General features: G+C 38.0%; 13 protein-coding genes. 6 read left to right on the top strand and 7 right to left on the bottom strand.

The features are described 5' to 3' along the window. Positions 1-19: 19 nt before the first annotated feature. The 6 genes from AC2S94_RS10765 to proC all read right to left on the bottom strand — a co-directional run bounded on the left by AC2S94_RS10765 (position 20) and on the right by proC (position 8,684). On the bottom strand, positions 20-1,690 hold the full coding sequence (locus tag AC2S94_RS10765; protein ID WP_484628609.1) for an ABC1 kinase family protein: 1,671 nt from the start codon (positions 1,688-1,690) through the stop codon (positions 20-22). Positions 1,691-1,736: 46 nt separating this feature from the next. Continuing rightward, positions 1,737-3,740: a monovalent cation:proton antiporter family protein gene (locus tag AC2S94_RS10770; RefSeq protein WP_484628610.1), complete on the bottom strand. Its 2,004-nt coding sequence runs from the start codon at positions 3,738-3,740 to the stop codon at positions 1,737-1,739. Positions 3,741-3,860: 120 nt separating this feature from the next. After that, on the bottom strand, positions 3,861-5,735 hold the full coding sequence (locus AC2S94_RS10775; protein ID WP_484628611.1) for a M61 family metallopeptidase: 1,875 nt from the start codon (positions 5,733-5,735) through the stop codon (positions 3,861-3,863). A gap of 98 nt (positions 5,736-5,833) precedes the next feature. Continuing rightward, a complete protein-coding gene (locus AC2S94_RS10780) occupies positions 5,834-7,033 on the bottom strand; it encodes a glutamate-5-semialdehyde dehydrogenase (RefSeq protein ID WP_484628612.1) in 1,200 nt (399 codons plus the stop codon). 34 nt (positions 7,034-7,067) lie between these two features. Further along, on the bottom strand, positions 7,068-7,841 hold the full coding sequence (gene proB / locus AC2S94_RS10785; RefSeq protein ID WP_484628613.1) for a glutamate 5-kinase: 774 nt from the start codon (positions 7,839-7,841) through the stop codon (positions 7,068-7,070). 36 nt (positions 7,842-7,877) lie between these two features. Then, on the bottom strand, positions 7,878-8,684 hold the full coding sequence (gene proC / locus AC2S94_RS10790) for a pyrroline-5-carboxylate reductase (RefSeq protein WP_484628614.1): 807 nt from the start codon (positions 8,682-8,684) through the stop codon (positions 7,878-7,880). Positions 8,685-9,298: 614 nt separating this feature from the next. Between proC and AC2S94_RS10795 the strand changes: the two genes are divergently transcribed. From AC2S94_RS10795 to ggt, 5 genes are all read left to right on the top strand, one after another. Then, positions 9,299-12,958, top strand: a complete 3,660-nt coding sequence (locus AC2S94_RS10795; protein ID WP_484628615.1) for a chemotaxis protein CheB — start codon at positions 9,299-9,301, stop codon at positions 12,956-12,958. Between the two features lie 7 nt (positions 12,959-12,965). Further along, complete coding sequence (locus tag AC2S94_RS10800; RefSeq protein WP_484628616.1) at positions 12,966-15,179, top strand: ATP-binding protein; 2,214 nt, start codon at positions 12,966-12,968, stop codon at positions 15,177-15,179. A 59-nt stretch (positions 15,180-15,238) separates the two neighbouring features. Then, positions 15,239-15,799: a response regulator gene (locus tag AC2S94_RS10805; RefSeq protein ID WP_484628617.1), complete on the top strand. Its 561-nt coding sequence runs from the start codon at positions 15,239-15,241 to the stop codon at positions 15,797-15,799. Further along, positions 15,780-16,337, top strand: coding sequence for a biliverdin-producing heme oxygenase (locus tag AC2S94_RS10810; RefSeq protein WP_484628618.1), 558 nt, complete (start codon positions 15,780-15,782; stop codon positions 16,335-16,337). The genes AC2S94_RS10805 and AC2S94_RS10810 overlap by 20 nt, the downstream gene beginning before the upstream one ends. Before the next feature lie 69 nt (positions 16,338-16,406). After that, complete coding sequence (ggt, locus tag AC2S94_RS10815; protein WP_484628619.1) at positions 16,407-18,119, top strand: gamma-glutamyltransferase; 1,713 nt, start codon at positions 16,407-16,409, stop codon at positions 18,117-18,119. Here ggt and AC2S94_RS10820 read toward each other — a convergent pair. Then, complete coding sequence (locus AC2S94_RS10820) at positions 18,116-18,700, bottom strand: pseudouridine synthase (protein ID WP_484628620.1); 585 nt, start codon at positions 18,698-18,700, stop codon at positions 18,116-18,118. The genes ggt and AC2S94_RS10820 overlap by 4 nt on opposite strands. A gap of 102 nt (positions 18,701-18,802) precedes the next feature. On the opposite strand from AC2S94_RS10820, the gene wrbA reads away from it, so the two are divergent. After that, positions 18,803-19,405: an NAD(P)H:quinone oxidoreductase gene (gene wrbA / locus AC2S94_RS10825; protein ID WP_484628621.1), complete on the top strand. Its 603-nt coding sequence runs from the start codon at positions 18,803-18,805 to the stop codon at positions 19,403-19,405. Positions 19,406-19,410 lie beyond the last annotated feature (5 nt).

A 19,410-nucleotide genomic window follows, 5' to 3' on the forward strand; every position in this document is an offset into this window, starting at 1 on the left:
TTAATTCTGGGGTTAACTATTACTTCTTATTATTTAAATTTTCGTCTCTGAAAATGATCACATAGCTAAGAACGATGGCTCCAACTGCTGCCAGGAGAAAAAATAACATTGCCAGGCCTGGATAGCCAAAAATCATGAAATCTGACGGGACTTGCATTAGCATGGATGCGCCGATAATCATGGACGCGATAATAAGCCCTAAGGTGATCCTGTTCGCTACTTTCTGAAAACCATCAGTTACTCGTTTTTCATCAATCGCGTCAATCTTGATCTTAAACTCATTATTAGCCAGATTTTCTGATATCTGGTTCATACGCTCCGGCATTTTCTCAAGGAAATGCTTAGTTTCAATTAGTGTGCTAAAGAAATTTTCCGGTTTCAATTCACTAATCATCTTCTTACGCATGATCTCGTGAACATTTCTCTGGATGGCAGCTCTCAGATCAAATTCGGGATCTAACATCGCTACAATTTGATCTAGATTTAGAAGTATCTTCCCAAGAATATTAATTTCTACGGGAAGTTTGATATGGGTAGCAATCGCCAAACGATTTAACTGGATTAAAATTCTTCCCGTTTGGAGATCTTTAGCAAGGCTGTTCTCACTTTCCATGATCACATCACTTACCGTTTTTGCAAATTTCTTTTTCTGCGAATCCTCGGTAAGTTCACTCATTTTTAAGAGTGAATGAGCCGTTTTTTCACCATTACTCTGGCTTATGGCTAATAGTAGTTCAATAAGGTTTTCCTGAAGTTGAGGTGTGAACCTGGCGACCATTCCCAGATCTATAAGCGCTATACGGTCGTCTTCAGTAAATTTGATATTTCCGGGATGCGGATCGGCATGAGCGAATCCATCATTAATGATCTGTTGAAGATAGGCTTCCACAAGTTCCTCAACATGTTCAGAATAATCATTCTCCATCTGCCGTAACGGAGAGAGAGAGGTGATCTTTTTACCGCTCACAAATTCCATGGTTAGAACCCGGGTGGAGCTATAATCATCAATAGGTTCAGGAATGATAAGATGTTCGTATTGCTTCAGATTCCTTTTTAAGGTCTTGAGATTCTGAGCCTCTTTTTTATAATCCAACTCATTTATTAGTATACGTCTCAACTCAGCAAAAACCTCGTCGATGGCATAGGTTTTTGCCATTTCCAGATGATTTATCGCCATCCTGGTAAGTTCATCCAAAGTGTCCAGATCATCCAAAAATTGCTGGGCAATACCGGGTCTCTGGACTTTTACAGCTACGGGTCTTCCAGAATGTAACTCTGCACGATGAACCTGCCCAATAGAGGCGCTGGCCAGGGGTTTTTCATCAAAGGAATTAAATGCTTTGCTGATCTTTGTGCCAAGCTCTTTTTCAATAATCTCTTTTACTTCTGCAAAAGGAACCGGTGAAACATTATCCTGAAGATTCGCCAGGGCATTTAAATATTCATCTGGTAATAGATCTGGTCGTGTAGAAAGCAGCTGCCCTAGTTTTATATAGGTTGGCCCCATAGCTTTCAGGTCTTCTACCAGCTCTTCCGGTGTTTGATCGAATTTATGTTCATCTTCCTCTTCAGAAAGTTCATTATTCATGGCGACGGCACTGGTTTGGCGAAAAAGATCGCTGTTCCAGTATTTTAGCATAAAGCGTATGAACTTGTAATATCTCTTGATCTTCTCTGGAGTATTGCTCATTAATGGCTAAGTTGTTAGGTCTCTAAATTTATGAAATTAAGAGACATTAAAAAGATAGGAGATTGTTTAAATGGTTTATATTGTTTGGATGCCCGAACAGATACAACAAGTCACCCTGTTCGATCATCGTTTCTGGCGAGATCTCGGTTAGATACTTTCGATCTCTCTGAATAGCAAGCAGCGTAACGTGATAATTTTTACCAATACCTGAATCTTCTATAGTTTTTCCCACGATCTGGTGATTGTCTCTCTGCACCTTCAAAGTAACAATCTCACGGTTTGGAATGTTCAAATGCTGAAGGGCAGGGGAGTGCGGACTTTTTTTCATGGAAGTAAGCATCTCGTAATCTGAAGACCTTATCTGGTTTATAAATTCCTGGATCTCATCAAATGGTACAAGATATTTTTTAAGAACCCGGGTAAATATTTCAATAGAAGTTTCAAATTCCTCTGGTACCACTTCATCTGCGCCAAGCCTTATCACGTCTTCCATTTCCTTGACATATTTGGTGCGGACGATGATAGTTGCGGTTTGTGTAAACTGCCGGATACTGCTCAACATTTTTTTGGTTGCCCCGGGATCTGAAATTGCAATTACAATAACCCTGGCTTCCTGAACATGAGCATGTTTCAAAATAGTGGTGTTCGTAGCATCTCCAAAAATGATCGGTTCTTTTCTATTCTTAGCCTTTTCAAAAGATTCTGGATTTGCATCGATGATTACATAAGGAATTTCAGCTTTTCGGGCTGCTTTGGAAATGTTTGAACCATTAATTCCGTAACCAATTACAACCAGATGATCGCTCAAGTTTTCTTCTGAAAACTCTTCTTCAGCTTTGCTGCTCTTTTTAATATTTTCCAGTCTTTTTCTCACGGCTGCAGGAATTGGAGCTTTTAGGATCGAGTAAGTGATTTTTGGTGCTGCAGAGATTAAAAATGGAGTAACTCCCATGGTGATAATCGAAATTGCCAGGAAATATTGATAAATATTTTCAGGAATTATGGCGCTTTCTTTTCCAACGCTGGATAGTAACAGGGAAAATTCACCAACCTGGAATAAGCTAAAAAGAGCAAGGAAAACCGTTCTAACCGGATATTTGAGAATCAACACCGTAATTCCAACCACTAGCATTTTCAGCAATATCACTCCCACCACAAGAAGAAAAATATAGATGAGATTATTGAAAAAGAATTCCAGGTTTAATAAAGTTCCTACTGATATAAAGAAGAAACTAATAAAGATCTCCCGGAATGGAAGAACATTGGCCGTAGCCTGGTGACTGTAATCAGATTCAGAAATTATGAGTCCGGCGAAAAATGCTCCCAATGCTAGGGATAATCCAACTGTGGAAGTTAGCCAGGCAACGCTGAAGCAAAAAACAACTACGGTTAATATAAAGAGCTCCTGATTTTTAGTTTTTACCACCAATCCAAAGATTTTTGGAGCTACGAATCTAGCCAGAATGTAAACGATCACTAATACCAGCAAGATCTTCAAAACCATTATCATAATGGTGGATAAAATATTTGGAGTTTCTCCCGCCAGTAAGGGTGTGAATAGCATCATGGGAACCACTATAATATCCTGGAAAATCAAGACACCTAATCCAATTTTTCCATGTGGTGTGGTTATTTCACCACGTTCCTGGAGCAGTTTTAGCACGATGGCCGTACTACTCAAACTGAATAGAAAACCTATGAAAATGGAAGTATTTAGTGGCAAACCTATAAAGTAGGATATAGCTGCGGTGATTAAGATTGTTCCACCAACCTGAAGTCCACCACCCAGGAAAATGATTTTTTTAATGGAAGCCAGACCTTTCAGCGATAATTCGATTCCGATAACAAAAAGTAGAAAAATGATCCCGATTTCAGATAACAATTCTACTTCATGCTGCGAGCTTATCAGGTTAAAGGCGTGCGGACCAGCAATTATACCTGCCAGAAGAAAGCCCAGGATTGCTGGAAGCTTTAATTTCTGGAAAACAAGTATGATCACGATCGATAAGCCTAAAATTATTACGATATCCTGAAGAATAGGGATTTCCATGAATTGGTTGGTTTTTAAGGAAAATAAAGATAATAAGATACGGCGGTTGTCCAGAAATAATTCCAAAAAAAAAGCGACGGGAAATTTCCCGTCGCCTTAATTCTTTATTTGAAATCTAGATTATCCTTTTAACCAGGCATTTCTAATTTCCATTTCATCGCCATCTGCGTTTTGAGATTCAACGATCTTCATTTCCTTATCCATCGGTTTAGTTATTTCACCTTCCAAAATCATTTCTTCCCCATCACGAATAATAGTCATTTTTATGTCGTCTCCTTCTTTCCAGCTGTTTGAGGCTGTAATGAGATCATATACATTCTGAATAGTATACTCGGTGCCATTGACAGATTTAATGGTGTCTCCACCTTCAATTCCAAGATCTTTCAGAAAAGTATTCAGTTCAATATTATCTCTAAATATGATCTGCATAGTCGCCTGATTGGCGGTTATATATGGAGTCTGACCTTTCAGGAAGTATCCAACTTCGCTCATCACTTCTTTCTCTTCCAGTCCGGCCTTGGCGAAAAATTCGTTATAAGGAATTGGAGTGGTACCGGTAATATAAGTGTCAAAGAAATCCTGAATTTCAGGATAAGTTAATTCCACGATATCTGAAATCAACTGGTCATCCTGGAATGGTTTATCTTTTCCGTATTTGGCATTTAGCTTTTTCATTAGGTCCAGAATACCCATTTTTCCGCCACTAAGTTCTCTCAACCTGATATCCAGAGCCATACCTATCAATGCACCTTTCTGATAAACGTTGTAATAGCTGTCTTTATATTCGTCAGTAAGTATATTTTCACTCATTACCGTAAAAGGAACCGTGTCGTCAAATCTTTTGGAGATATTGATCTTATCGACCATGCGGTCATAAAATTCCTGGTTGCTGATAAGCCCCTGGTTCACCTGGAAAAGATTTGCGAAATATTCCGTTACTCCTTCATACATCCATAAATGCTGAGACATTTCAGGATCGTTATAATCGAAATAATGAACTTCTTCAGAATGAATTCCAAGAGGAGTGATTATATGGAAGAACTCATGAGAAACAATATCGGTCATGCTTTTATCAAAGGCTTCCGCATCCATAGTTTCAGGCATCACTACCACTGTTGAAGTATGATGTTCTAATGCACCAAAATTACCAGCATCATTCTGCCCAGGAGTAGCAGAAAGGTAAACTAGAATAGCGTATTTATCAGTACTATTGATATCTCCGAGGAACTTTTTCTGTGCGCGGATCATTTTCTCTAAATTCGGTTTTAAACTTTCCGCAGAAAATTTTGAATTTGGAGAGTATACATCTATCAATACTTCCATATCCTGAACCATAAAACTCGTGGTGTCTGGTGCAGAATACATAATTGGATTATCAATCACCTCAAAATATCTATCCATAGTATAAATATCTGTCTTAACGGTTGAATCGTCAGCAGAGGTTGTATTCTCAATGGTTAGTGCCGTTCCTGCAATTAGATCAGCTGGTCTTTTGATCTCCACACGGAAGGGTTTTTCCTTTGATTTTTCAAAGTATCCTACAAAACCATGCAGGTTTAAAAGGAAATTTTTGTCTTTTGCAATATTGGTACCGGCCATGGAATAAACGCCGCCTTCTTCTTCCCAATCGAAAGAATCATTAACCATATACATTACTTTATCCAGGTTTTTTGCATCGGTAATTGTCCAGCTGTTCTCATCAACTTTTACGAAGGGCATTTCATTTCCTTTGTAATCTATAGCTTTAAAACCTTCAGAAAATTTTCCGTAATTATCTGTAGAGTAAGTTCCCGGAACGGTCTTAGGAATGAAAAATGTTGTGGAATCTTCAGTAAATCTATCCGGATCTACGGTTACCCAAACCTTGTCATTTTCAACGTCTACAAGATTGATTTCAGCAATTGTAGGCTGTTCAACCTGAGGTTCTGTTACCTTTTGTGTTTTACAGGCAAAAAGTAGAGCAGCAGTTGCCACTCCCATCATTATTTTTTTCATGAGTTGTGTCTTTATCATATTAGACTTACACGAATTTAAATTGTTACAAATAAAAAGGCGCCAATTGGCGCCTTTTTTTATTCTGAAATTTTCAGGATTTAGACTCTCACGTGCCCTTCACCTAAAACATAATACTTGTTAGTTACAAGTTGTTTCAATCCTAAGGGACCTCTGTGGTGAAGTTTATCTGTAGAAATTGCCAATTCTGCTCCAACTCCCATTTGTCCACCATCGGTGAAACGTGTTGAGGCATTGTGATATACCGCAGCAGAATCTACCTGTTCCATAAAAGTGATCGCTTCATCTTTATCTTTCGTAATAATTGATGCAGAATGACCACCTGAGTACTGGTTGATCTTTTCGATCGCGCTTTCTAAATCATCAATAGCTCCAATCACAATTTTCATGGCTAAAAATTCTTCATACCAGGTATCTTCGGATGGCACTTTTTCTTCATCGGTAAGTACTTTAGAGACTTCCTCATCTACTAGAATATTTACTTTGTTATCTCTGAACAATTCCTGAAGTTCTTTCAGTTTAGTTTCGTAACCTTCAATATTCTTATCTACAAGAACCTTATCCAGGGCATTACAACCTGAGATCTTATCTATCTTGGCATTCAGCATCACTTTTTTAGCTACTTCAAAATCAGCATTTTTTGAAACATATAGAAAGTTATTTCCTCTACCACTTACTAATACTGCTCCAGTAGCGTGTTCTTTAACGAATGCGATCAATCTCTCACCACCTCTTGGTACGATAAGGTCTAATTGTTCCGGTGGATTTTTCAGGAAATCCTGGGTCTCGGTTCTATTCAAGTGTAGGAGCTTGATCCACTCTTTCCCAAGACCATTCTCCTCGAGCGCCTCGTGCCAGCATTCTTCAAGAATTTTATTACTATTGATCGCTTCTTTACCACCTTTTAAATAGATCTTATTATTTGCCTTGAAAGCAAGAACCGCAGCCTCGATGGTTACATCTGGCCTGGATTCATAGATGATCATAATATTTCCGAATGGTGCTGTTTTATTAGTAATATCCAGACCGGTATCCAGTTTACGATGCTCGATCACCTGCCCTACAGGATCTTCCTGTTCCATTACTTCCTTAACCGATTGTATCATTCCATCGACCTTCTTTTCATCAACGATCAAACGATCATACATCGCCTGGTCATCCTTACTGAAGGCTTCCAGATCTTTCTTATTTGCCGAAATGATTTCAGCTCGTCTCTTATCCAGGATATTCATCATGGATTTGAGTACGTTATTTTTAGTTTCAGATTTTATCAACTTCATTTTCTTCGTTCTTTAGTTTAGTTAAATATTTTATTTACGAGGTAAACTTGGTACCGACTGGCTTACCAGCCATAATGTCCAAAATCACATTGTCACGCTTACCATTTGCGATATAGGTAGTAATGTTTTTTGCTGCTGTACCTTTGGCGATCTTGATTTTAGACTCCATACCGCCTCGGCCTTCACCTTCACCTTTATCAGATTCCTGAACATATTTTTCAACATTCTCATCAATCTGCACTTTGTTCAGTTTTTCTGAGTCGTCGTGTTCCGGATGTCCGGTATATAGACCATCTGTATCACTTAATATGATTAGTTTTTCAGCTCCAATCAATTCGGCTACCAAACTTGCCAGCTCATCATTATCAGAGAACATAGACATGGTTACGGAAACCGCATCATCCTCGTTCGCAATTGGTATAATTCCTTCGGATAATAGTGATTCATAACAATTGATCATATTTTCCCGGTGAATTCCTGGACTAAAATCTCTTTTGGTAGCAAGAACCTGTGCGCAACGCATTCCATAATCATGAAAAATACTATAATAATGGCGCATCATACGTGGTTGTCCTACAGATGAAAATACCTGTCTACGCTTACTTTCATCTTTAATATTGATCTCTCCGAGAATCTCTTTCCCGGCGATTGCAGAACCTGAAGAAACCAGAACTACCATAATATCTTCTTCATATAAAGTAGCGATCTGTCTCACCAAACTCTTAAGTACTGGACCTAAAATTCTATTGTCTTTATTGGTCATTACATTAGTACCAACTTTTACAACAATTCTTCTTTTCTTATCCATTTTTAACGTCTTTCGTTATCTAATTTTTAAGTTGTCTTATTTATCTTCTCCTAATTCTACAGCACGATCAAAAGCTGCATATGCTGCTTCTTTAATCAACTCTTTAACATTGTTGTCATCCATAGAATCTAATGCTGCTCTGGTAGTTCCACCTTTTGAAGCTACACGATCCATCCAGGTATCTGGAGAAAGATCGTTCTGATTGAAAAGTTCAACCGCTCCCTCAAAAGTTTGACTAACGAGTACTTTAGAATCATTTTTAGAGAAGCCCATTTTTCTAGCTGCTTCAAGCATAGAATTCATAAAATAGAATACGTATGCAGGTCCACTACCTGAAATTCCTGTTGAGGCATCAATAAAATTCTCATTTTCTACGTGGATAGATTCTCCAGTAGTGTCCAGTAAATTTCTTACCATTAATAGTTCAACTCTGGAAACTTCAGGAGATTCTGTATAAGAAGTCACACCTTTTCCTACCTGTGCAGGTAAGTTAGGCATGGAACGAACAACTTTTTTCACTTGAAGACCTTCCTGAATTTTTGCAATTGTAACCCCGGCCATCAGTGAAACAAAAATTTGTTCCTGATTTACCATTGGTTTCATTTCTTCAAAAAGATCATCACAGTGGTAGGGTTTTACTGCAACGAATACCATATCTGCTTGGGGCAGGCACTCTTCAAGAGACTCGTATACATCAAAATGGTCAAGATCTCGCAATCTCGCTATCACATCTGCAGACTTATCGAATACCATAAGGTTTCTTCGATTAAGCATTGCAGATTGCGCCATTCCTTCGGCATATGTTAATCCCATGTTTCCTGCTCCAATTACTAATGTCTTCATTTTTACTTTTTTGGTTCAATTAATATTGACTTTCTGCCAATCAATCTCGGTCTTAATTGGACAAAGACCGTGCGATAATGCCAATATTGTGGGTTAGTAATTATTTTGAGAGGATAATTTACCCTGATTTTATGAAAACCTGCATTAAATAAAACTTAAAATCCGCTGAGAATTTCTAAAATGAACGACCTTTTCAGTGTCAAAGGCTTATGTAAATTGTTCATTTTCTGACAATTTGTGGGTAAATATTCCACTGTATTCAGGAAAATGTAATCACGAAAAATAACTTGAACGGAGTCAAGTTTCTATTTCTTAAAAAAATGTTATTTCTAATTATGAATTCTTAAAGAATCTAAATCTTTGCAGAATTGACAATTTTATGCAATTATGTCAGGTTTCTCTAGCAGTAATAGTATTTCGGTAAACCTGTTTGAAATTTTTTGGCATGACTTTTTCGTAGGGAAGAAGCATATAGCTGGAATTAGTAATGAATACTAAGCATTTGCCGCAATAAATGTTTGTATTGTAGTATAAATTGAGCGGAAAAATTTATATTATTACGAAATTCTAATAATCTGTATGATTGTTATAGTAAAAACCTACTACTCAGATTAATGAAAAGTACCAAAGAGAGTTCTACAGTAGAAACTGTGAGTGAAAATAATGTTGATCAACCTAGGATAATTGCAGTAGGAGCTAGTGCTGGTGGTCTGGAAGCTTTGAAAGCCTTTTTTCGAAATATTCCAGCAGGTGATAAAAATGCCTATGTTGTTATTCAACATTTATCTCCAGATTACAAAAGTATGATGGGAGAGCTTCTTAAGAAGAACACGAATTTACCTATCGTCCAGATTACAGACCAAATGCAGGTAAAGCCGGGTCACGTTTATCTAATCCCTCCAGCAAATAACCTTATTTTGGAAGACGAAATTCTGAGGCTTACCGATAAGCCAAAGAATCAAACTCTAAATCTGCCTATAGATATGTTTTTTGAATCTATGGCGAAACAACGCAAAGAACAGGCAATTGGAGTAGTATTGAGTGGCACTGGTAGCGATGGAACCAGAGGTGCCAGGGCCATCAAGGAGAATGATGGGATGGTTATGGTTCAGGATCCTAAAGAAGCTAAATTTGATGGAATGCCGAAAAGCGCTATCAATACTGGTCTTGTAGACTACGTGCTTTCTGTTGATGAAATGGGGTCTGAGCTTAGGAACTTTATCTCCACCCCTCCAATTTTTCATTTCAAAGGAGGCGATGTTCAGTATGATGAAAAGGAACTGAACAGAATTCTTAACTATATCGACGAAAAATCAGGCCTTGATTTTAGAGAATATAAATATGCTACGCTGGCTAGAAGGGTTGCCCGAAGGGTAAACATATGTAAGTGTCAAGATCTTAAAGAATACTATGAGTATCTTCAGAAAAATAAAGAAGAAGTCGAAATTTTATATCGCGAATTCCTAATTGGAGTCACCAAATTCTTTCGGGATGAAAAGGTATGGGAAGTTCTTAAGAGGGATGTTTTTCCAAAAATGATCGCAGATAAAGAAGATGGAGATATTCTTAAGGTTTGGGATGTAGCATGTAGCACTGGGGAAGAAGCCTATTCTTTTGCGATGTGCCTGCATGAGGAGATGGATAACCAAGGGAAAAATCTTGAAATTAAGATCTTTGCCACAGATATTTCTCAACCTCATTTAGATATAGGAGGAAAGGGGATTTATCCTGAAAGTATTGTTGCAGATGTTTCTAAAGAACTTCTTTTAAAATACTTCCTAAGCAAAACCAATGGATATCAGGTTTCTGATAAACTTAGAAGATCTGTAATTTTCTCAAAACATAATATCATTAAAAATCCACCTTTCAGTAATATGGATATGGTGGTATGTCGTAATCTTTTGATTTATTTTCAAAACAGTATTCAAAAGAAAGCGCTAAATATGTTGCACTACGCCCTTAAAGAAAATGGGGTCCTTGTACTTGGTACCAGCGAAAGTGTTCATACTCATAAAGATAATTTTGCTGAAATTGACAGAAGGTGGAAGATCTTCAGAAACGTTAAACCAAGCAATCGTTTGAAGAACGGAATAAGCCATGCTACGGCTACCGGAAGTCCCACCGCCGGTTTACTGGAAAACAAATCTGAAAAGGACAGAAAGATCTACCGATCAAATTCAAACCCTATTCGTCAGAAATTACAGGGAGAATTGAACGAAGCAATTCTGGAACAATTTGGCGGTGCTTCAGTTTTCGTAGATTCTGAATACAATATTCTGCAGGCAGTTGGAGAATTTAGAAAATATGCTAATCTACCAGTTAGCGGATTTTCAATTAATCTGCTGGATATGCTGGATTCTGAACTAAAATATGTTGTTCAGTCAACCTTTAATAAAGCCTATAAAGAGGAAAAGAAGGTTGTTTATCGTGATGTGATCGTTAAACAAAAAGACGGTAAAATTGGTGCTGATATTATCGTGAAACCTCTTAAAGATCATAGTTTGGATGGTGAAACTAATTATGTGATTAGTTTTATCGAAAAAGAGATTGATTTTGACGAGGTTGATGAAGTAGCGAAGATAAGTCCGTCATCACAGACTAAGGAATATGTTGCCAGTCTGGAAAATGAATTAAAACAAGCCAAGGAAGATCTTCAAACTTCCATGGAAGAAATTGAGACTAGTAACGAAGAGTTACAGGCAGCCAATGAAGAATTACTCGCCTCTAACGAAGAACTTCAAAGCACCAACGAGGAGCTTCAAAGTGTAAATGAAGAAATAAATACGGTGAATGCGGAGAACATTCAAAAAATGGATGATCTGGCTGCGTTAAATGCCGATATGAATAACCTACTTAAAAGTACGGATATTGGGGTAATCTTCCTGGATTCAGACCTAAAGATCAGGAAATTTACTCCGGCGATCAAGGAGCACTTTAGCCTGATTAACGGGGATGTGGGAAGACCAATTGATAATTTCACCAATAGTTTTGGACTTACCAGGAGACAGAGTTTTCTGGATAGATGTCAGAAGGTATTGAATACTGGTAAAACTCTAGAAAAACATATCGTTTCCCGTGAAGGTAAAAATTACCTGCAAAGGATATCTCCTTATATGGAGAGCAACAGGGAAATTAATGGTGTGGTAATATCATTTATCGATATTGAATTAATTCAGAAGTCTAAAGAGAAATTGATCGCCAGTGAAAAGCGTTTCAAGTCTTTCTACGAGGACGATCCCGTACTACATTTAAGTGTTGATCCAAAAACATCAGAAATCGTTCAGTGTAATAAAAAAGCTGTGCAGAAACTTGGATATGATTCCAAGGACGATCTCGTAGGAAAATCGATCATAGATCTTTTTGATAAAAACTCCCAGGTAAATTCTATGAAACTGAAATCCAGTATCAAGAAATCTGGTGAGCTTATCAATATTGAACAGAACATGGTCACTAAAAAGGGTAGAATTCTTCCCGTTATTCTGAATGCCACGGCTGAAAAGGATGAATATGACAATCTTAAAACCATAAGATATACCTGCGTAGATATTTCAGCATTGCATAAAGCACAGGAACAGTTGAGAGAGCAGAAGAATGATCTGGAGCGAGCTAACAGGGATCTTGAACAATTTGTTTCTATTTGCTCACACGATCTTCAGGAACCCCTGGCCACCATCAAATTTGGTAGTGATGTTCTGGGTAAAATGTACGCGAGTCAGCTTGATGAAAAAGGAGAGAACTATATCAAATACATTAAGAATGCTTCAGATAGGCTTTCGGCACAGATCAGGGCGTTGTTAGAGCATTCCAGAATTGGTAAGAATGGTAAGAAAACTTTGGTTGATACTAAAGAAATAGTTGAGGTTGTAAAATATGATCTTGGGAAAAGTATCAAAGATTCGAATGCCAAAATTCATACCGGTGCCTTACCTGAGATAAAAGGTTACGAAGTTGAATTAAGATTGTTATTCCAAAATCTTATAAGCAACGCAATAAAATATGTACCGAAATCCAGAGATCCGGAGATTAGGATTTCAGCCTATAAGGAAGACAAATACTGGGTATTTTCAATTGTAGATAATGGTGTGGGAATTTCAAAGGAAGACCAGCGGAATATTTTTACCATTTTCAACAGGGTTCCAGGAAATGACGATATGGAGGGAACGGGAGTTGGTCTCGCCCATGTAGAGAAAATCGTGATGCTACATGAAGGAACTATCTGGGTGGACTCGCAGGAAGGTGTTGGAAGTACCTTCTATTTCAAATTAAAAGCTTAAGATAAGAATGACTGATAATAATCGGTATCCCGAAAAAGTAGATCTTTCAAGTTGTGAAAAAGAACCAATTCATATTATCGGTGTAACCCAGGACCACGGTGTGCTGGTTGCTTGTGATAAAGAAACCGGGAGAATTGGACAGGTTGGAGAGAATTGCAAAGATTTTTTCGGTATTACAGCCGATGATTTATTAGGCAAGGATCTGGACTATCTTTTAGGAGCAAAACTAGCTGATGCTATTTTACAAACTATTTCTGATGATGAAGTTTTCCAGGTTGAAGAAATTAAAATCAACGAAAGACAATTTGTTGTAATTCCGCACCTTTCAGGCAAGAATCTCGTACTGGACATTGAACCTATAGATGTAAAAGGTGAAAATTTCGATTTTCAAAAAAAACTTACCAGTTTATTAAATACGCTAAGTGCTTCAGAAAACGCGGAAGAATTATGCGAAGATGCCGCCAGGATTACCAAGTCGATTTTTGAATATGATCGGGTGATGATCTATAAATTCGATGAAGAGTGGAATGGTAAAGTGATCGCTGAAGAGAAAAATGAAGGCATGGAAAGCTGGTTGGGACTGCAGTATCCGGCAAGTGATATTCCTAAACAGGCGCGGCAGTTATTTTTGAAGAACAGGGTGCGTACTATTTCTAACGTAAATTATAAGCCTGTTAAGATTATTCCACAAATTTCTCCGTTAAATAATGAGCCACTTGATCTTACTCATTCAAAATTGCGAGGAGTTTCTCCAATTCATATAGAATACCTTCAAAATATGAATGTTGGAGCATCTTTGACTGCAGCTTTAATTAGTAATGGAAAATTATGGGGATTGATTGCCTGCCATCATTACGAACCAAAGTTTATCAACTACTACAGACGCCAAACGTGTGAGTTTCTAATACAGATCTTTTCGAATGAATTGTCTTTAAAGAATTCTAATAGATTTCTTACGAATATCGAAAAGGTTGATGAATTAAGAACCAAGCTAACGGAGCAGATACATTTTAAAAACAGTATCAAAAAGGGGCTTAGTTCGATGCAGACCAAGGTCACAGATCTATTTGAATGCGGAGGAGCTGCGATCATTCTAAAAGGAAAAGTAAAAACTGTTGGTATAACTCCAACGAAAAAGGAGATAAAAAAACTATCAGTAAGCTTTTTGGCTAAAAAGAGCGATAGCTTATTCTTTACTAAGAACCTTTTGAAATTTTACCCTGAAGCTAAAAATTTTAAAGAAACAGGTTCAGGAGTGCTAAGTTTAAGGTTAGGCCAGAGCGATAGAGACTTTTTGATCTGGTTTAGACCAGAGGTGATACAAAGTGTGGATTGGGGTGGAAATCCTGAAAATAAAGCCACTTATGACAAAGAAAAAGAACGCTTAACGCCAAGAAAGTCTTTTGAAAAATGGACAGAGCAACTTACGGGCGTAGCAAATCCGTGGAAAGATTTTGAAATTAGCGGTGCCAGAAAACTAAGCGAAAGTGTTAGTTACGTAATTCTGGATAATCAGAAAAAAGAAATTGACAAGCTGAATGAGCAATTAATTGAAGCTCATAATGAATTAGAATTGTTCAGCCAGGGGTTATCTCATGATCTTAAGGCACCTCTCAGAGGTATTGATGGTTATGCTCATATTTTGAAAGAAGATCATTATTCAGATCTGCATAAGGAAGGTCAGATGGCTATTGATACTATTTTAAGTTCTGTGGAAGAGATGCAGGACCTTATCGATAACATTTTATCGTTCGCCGGCGTATCTAATCAGGACCTGGTTAAGAATACCAATTCAACTGTATACATGATACAGGATATTTTCACGTCTTTCAACGTAAAACTGAATTATCCTAATACCGAAATAATTGTAGAGGATAACCTTCCGAAGGTTGTAGGAGATAAAAGAATGCTGAGTCAGGTTTGGTCCAACCTTATAACCAATGCTTTGAAGTATAGTGAAAAAGCCGAAAATCCGAAGGTTGAAATAGGAAGTGTTGTAAAAGACAGGAAGACCGTTTATTTTGTGAAAGATAATGGAATAGGTTTTGACCCAAAATACAAGGAGGAGATTTTCAATTTATTCTCAAGACATTCCGGAGATGATTATCAGGGAACCGGAATCGGACTGGCTATCGTTAAAAAAATTATAGAAAAACATAACGGTGAAATATGGGCTGAAAGTAAGCCAGGCAAGGGTTCTACCTTTTACTTCCATGTTTAACTTTTAGGCATTGTTTAATAAACAGAAATCTCTTATTTTCGCGCATATTCGTGTAGCAAATGATAAATAGAAAACTCAATATTCTTTTAATCGAGGATAATCAGAACGATATTTTTTTAATTAAGAGACAGATCTCGAAGATCGTTTCAGAGCCAAATATCGAAGTGACTGATAACCTGGAAGAATGTAAAAACCTCTTGGTCAATTTTGCACCAGACGTAGTCCTTTCTGATTATAACCTTCCAAATTGTACCGGGCTTGATGTTTTAAACCTGGTCAAGGAATATGATGAATCTATTGAATTCATATTTATTACGGGAACTATCAACGATGAAGAGCTGGCGGCGAATACTATTCTCAACGGAGCTTCCGGGTATATTCTCAAAAAACATATCAATAATCTTGGAGAGAAACTAGAGCCACTGCTTAAAAAAGTAGTAATTAATATGGTATCCAAAGATGAATTGAGGGAGCGAATCAGGAATAACAAAATTACCGTAAATCAGATCTATAATTATCTTGAAAAAATCAATTCGGATAATTCTGAGCAACGAAATAATATTCTGAAAATTAAGGAGGCGATAGGAAGTTTCAATTTAGATGATGGAGATACTGAGTAGTTTAAGAGAGGAAACAAAAGTTTTACACGAAGAGATTGAAAAGGATAATATTGCCGGAAAGATAATGGATCACTCCATAAGTCTTGAAGAGTATAAACTGTTGCTTTTTCAAAACTATGTCGCCTATAAATCTTCTGAATCTGAAATTGCAAGATTTCTGCCCGGTTATACTTTAGACAAAACTTTGCGCCTGGAAAAAGATCTTAAATCTCTTGGCGTTTCTGACCTAAATTTGAACCTCGAATTTGAATGCATAAATGAAGCCGAGGCGATTGGTGCAGCCTATGTTGTTGAAGGTTCTGCCATGGGTGGAATGCTTATTGGCAAAGAGATCAAAAATTGCGACTCTTTAAATTCAGTAGGGGATCAGCATTTCTTCAGTGGAGATCGCAGCAGTATGGCTGGTTGGAATTCATATTTAAAATTCCTTCGCTCTAAAGAATTCAGTGTAGAAGAGATCTCTGAAGCCACAAAAAAGGCGCGTGCCACCTTTCTTTTATTCCAGGAAGCCTTCAATCTCGAGCTTTCAAACTGCTAAAATTTCTGAATTCCCCGGTTGTATTAAAGATCAAATTTGAGTAGGTTTAGTTTTTCTAAATCCTATTGAATGGAAATCTTCAAAAAAGCCTTTATAGGGCTGTTAATCATATTTTCTACAAGTATTCAGGTTGCTGCCCAGGGGGGGAGAATCCCGGTAACAGCGAAAAATGGTATGGTGGTAAGTAGCCACTATCTCGCTTCTGAAATTGGCAAAGACATTCTGGCCCAAGGTGGTTCGGCAGTAGATGCCAGTATCGCTACAGCCTTTGCTCTATCTGTGACCTTACCTGCGGCAGGAAATATTGGCGGTGGCGGATTTCTGGTTTATCATAGCAATGATGGTGAAAATACTACTTTCAATTTCAGAGAAAAGGCACCTTTAGCAGCCACACGTGAAATGTATCTTGACGAATCTGGAAAAGTAAGAGATAACTCTAACCATGAGGGGCTTTTATCTGTAGGCGTTCCTGGTACTGTGGCAGGATTATATAAAGCACATGAAAAATATGGAAAGCTGGATTGGGCAGAACTCGTCCAGCCCGCGATAGATATCGCTGAAAAAGGCTTTACTGTGAGCCCTCATATTGTAGGTTTTTCAAACTGGGTTCTGGCGAATAAGGATGAATATAGATCTACTGCCAAAATATTTCTGAAAAAGGGCGAAAAACCATTTGAAGTCGGTGACACGCTAGTACAGAAAGATCTGGCAGAATCTTTAAAGAGAATCAGGGATAAAGGTCTCGATGGCTTCTATAAGGGTAAGACGGCCGCATTAATTGCTGATTATATGAAAGCTCATGGAGGCATCATTACTAAAAAAGATCTGAAAGCGTACAAGGCCGAAGAAATGTCGCCTATTAAAGGAACTTATCGAGGTTACGAAATTATCGGAATGGCTCCACCAAGTTCCGGAGGAGTGGCCGTAGTAGAAATGCTGAATATTCTTGAAGGATTTGATCTGAAATCTGAAGGTCATAATTCTGCGCAAAGTCTGCATTATATTACCGAAGCCATGAGAAGAGCTTATGCTGATCGTGCGCAATTTTTGGGTGATCTTAATTTTAATCCGCAAGTTCCTATTGAAAAACTGACTTCCAAGGATTATGCTGAAGAACTGCGCAAAGGCATTCAGGAAAAAATGGCTTCAAAAAGTGATTCTGCTAATTTCAATAAAGCTCATCTGGCATATGAAAGTCCGGAAACAACCCATTTGTCTGTGGTTGATTCAGAAGGAAATGCTGTCTCTCTTACTTATACCTTGGAGCAATCTTATGGTTCAAAAATAGTGGTGGAAGGTGCAGGTTTTCTTTTGAATAATGAGATGGGAGATTTTAATGCTATTCCGGGATACACCGATTCTAAAGGAAGAATCGGAACCAAACCCAACCAGATCGAGCCTGAAAAAAGGATGTTATCCAGTATGAGTCCAACGATTATTGCGAAAAACGGAAAACCCGTAATTGTTATTGGTTCACCTGGAGGAAGAACGATCATAAACACAGTTCTTCAGGTAATTATAAACATGGTGGATTATGATCTTGATATCGCCAAGGCAATAGAATCAGCAAGATTTCATCATCAGTGGCTTCCAGACGTATCCTATTTTGAAGACTGGGGATTCTCACCGGATACTTTCCAGTTGTATTCTGAAATGGGGCACAAGATCGATACACGGGAAACCCAGGGAAGAGCGATGGGAATCTACGTCAATCCCGAATCAGGAGAACTTGAAGGTGCTGCAGACAGCCGAAGTTATGACGGGCGGGCGGTTGGATATTAGAGCTTAACCCTGGTTAATTCTCTTACTTCGCCAGCATCCATATGATCAAGTTTTTCATTTCCGATTCTAACTCTAACCAGCCTTAATGTGGGAAATCCCACTGCTGCCGTCATTTTTTTGACCTGGCGAAATTTACCTTCAGTAAGTGTAATGCTTATCCAACTTGTTGGGCCATGGCGTTCATCTCTAATTTTTTTTGCCCTTTCAGGGAAATTTGGTCTATCCAACAGTCTTTCCACCGTACATTCTTTTGTGAAATAAGACTTTCCATAAATGCTTATTTCCACGCCTTTCTTTAATTTTTCAATAGCTTCATCAGAGATATCTCCGTCTACCTGTACATAATATTCTTTTTCGCTATTTCCTGCGGTTATTTTAGTGCTTAGTTTACCATTTGAAGTCAAGAGTAGCAAACCTTCAGAATCTTTGTCCAAACGTCCTATGGCCATGATACCTTCAGGAAAATCATAAAGTTCCCCAAGTAGTTTGAACTTGCCCGCAGATTTTTGATTCGTTTTAAACTGGCTGAGGTAGCCATAAGGTTTATAAATCTTAAAATGCCTGTGAATTTCTTTCTCCATGGGGTGAATATAAATATTTGCCTCAAAGTTTATAATAAATTTAAAGGTTGTTTCCGTGTAATCTCATTAAGTTACAGTGAAGATTAAATAAAACTTATAATTATGAATATTGCAATCATTTATTACAGTGCCACTGGTACCAACCACAAAATGGCGAAATGGGCTGCGGAAGCTGCCGAATCTCAAGGATCTCACGATGTTAGATTCAGAAGAATAAAAGAAATTGCGCCTCAGGCAGCAATTGAATCGAATGATGCCTGGAAAGAACATCATGAAGCAACGAAGGATATTGAAGTTGCAGAATTAGATGACCTGGAATGGGCTGATGCAATAATTTTCAGCATTCCTACGAGATATGGAAACATCCCTTCTCAGGTGCAGGCTTTTTTCGATACTACCGGAGGATTATGGAGTCAGGGAAAACTGGTTAACAAAGTAGTTTCAGGAATGACAAGTGCTCAAAATCCACATGGCGGGCAGGAGGGAACTTTGCTTTCTCTTTACAAGAGTATGTATCATTGGGGAGCTATTGTAGCGGCACCTGGATATACTTCGGAAGACCTATTTAAAACCGGCGGAAATCCTTATGGATTCAGTTCCGATGGAGGAGTGGATAATCTGGATGAGAACTCAAAAACTTCTATCTCTCACCAAGTCAAAAGAGCGATCAGTATTGCTGAATGTATCAAAAAAGGAATGAGCTAGAAATA

The sequence above is a fragment of the Christiangramia pacifica genome (genome assembly GCF_057221535.1).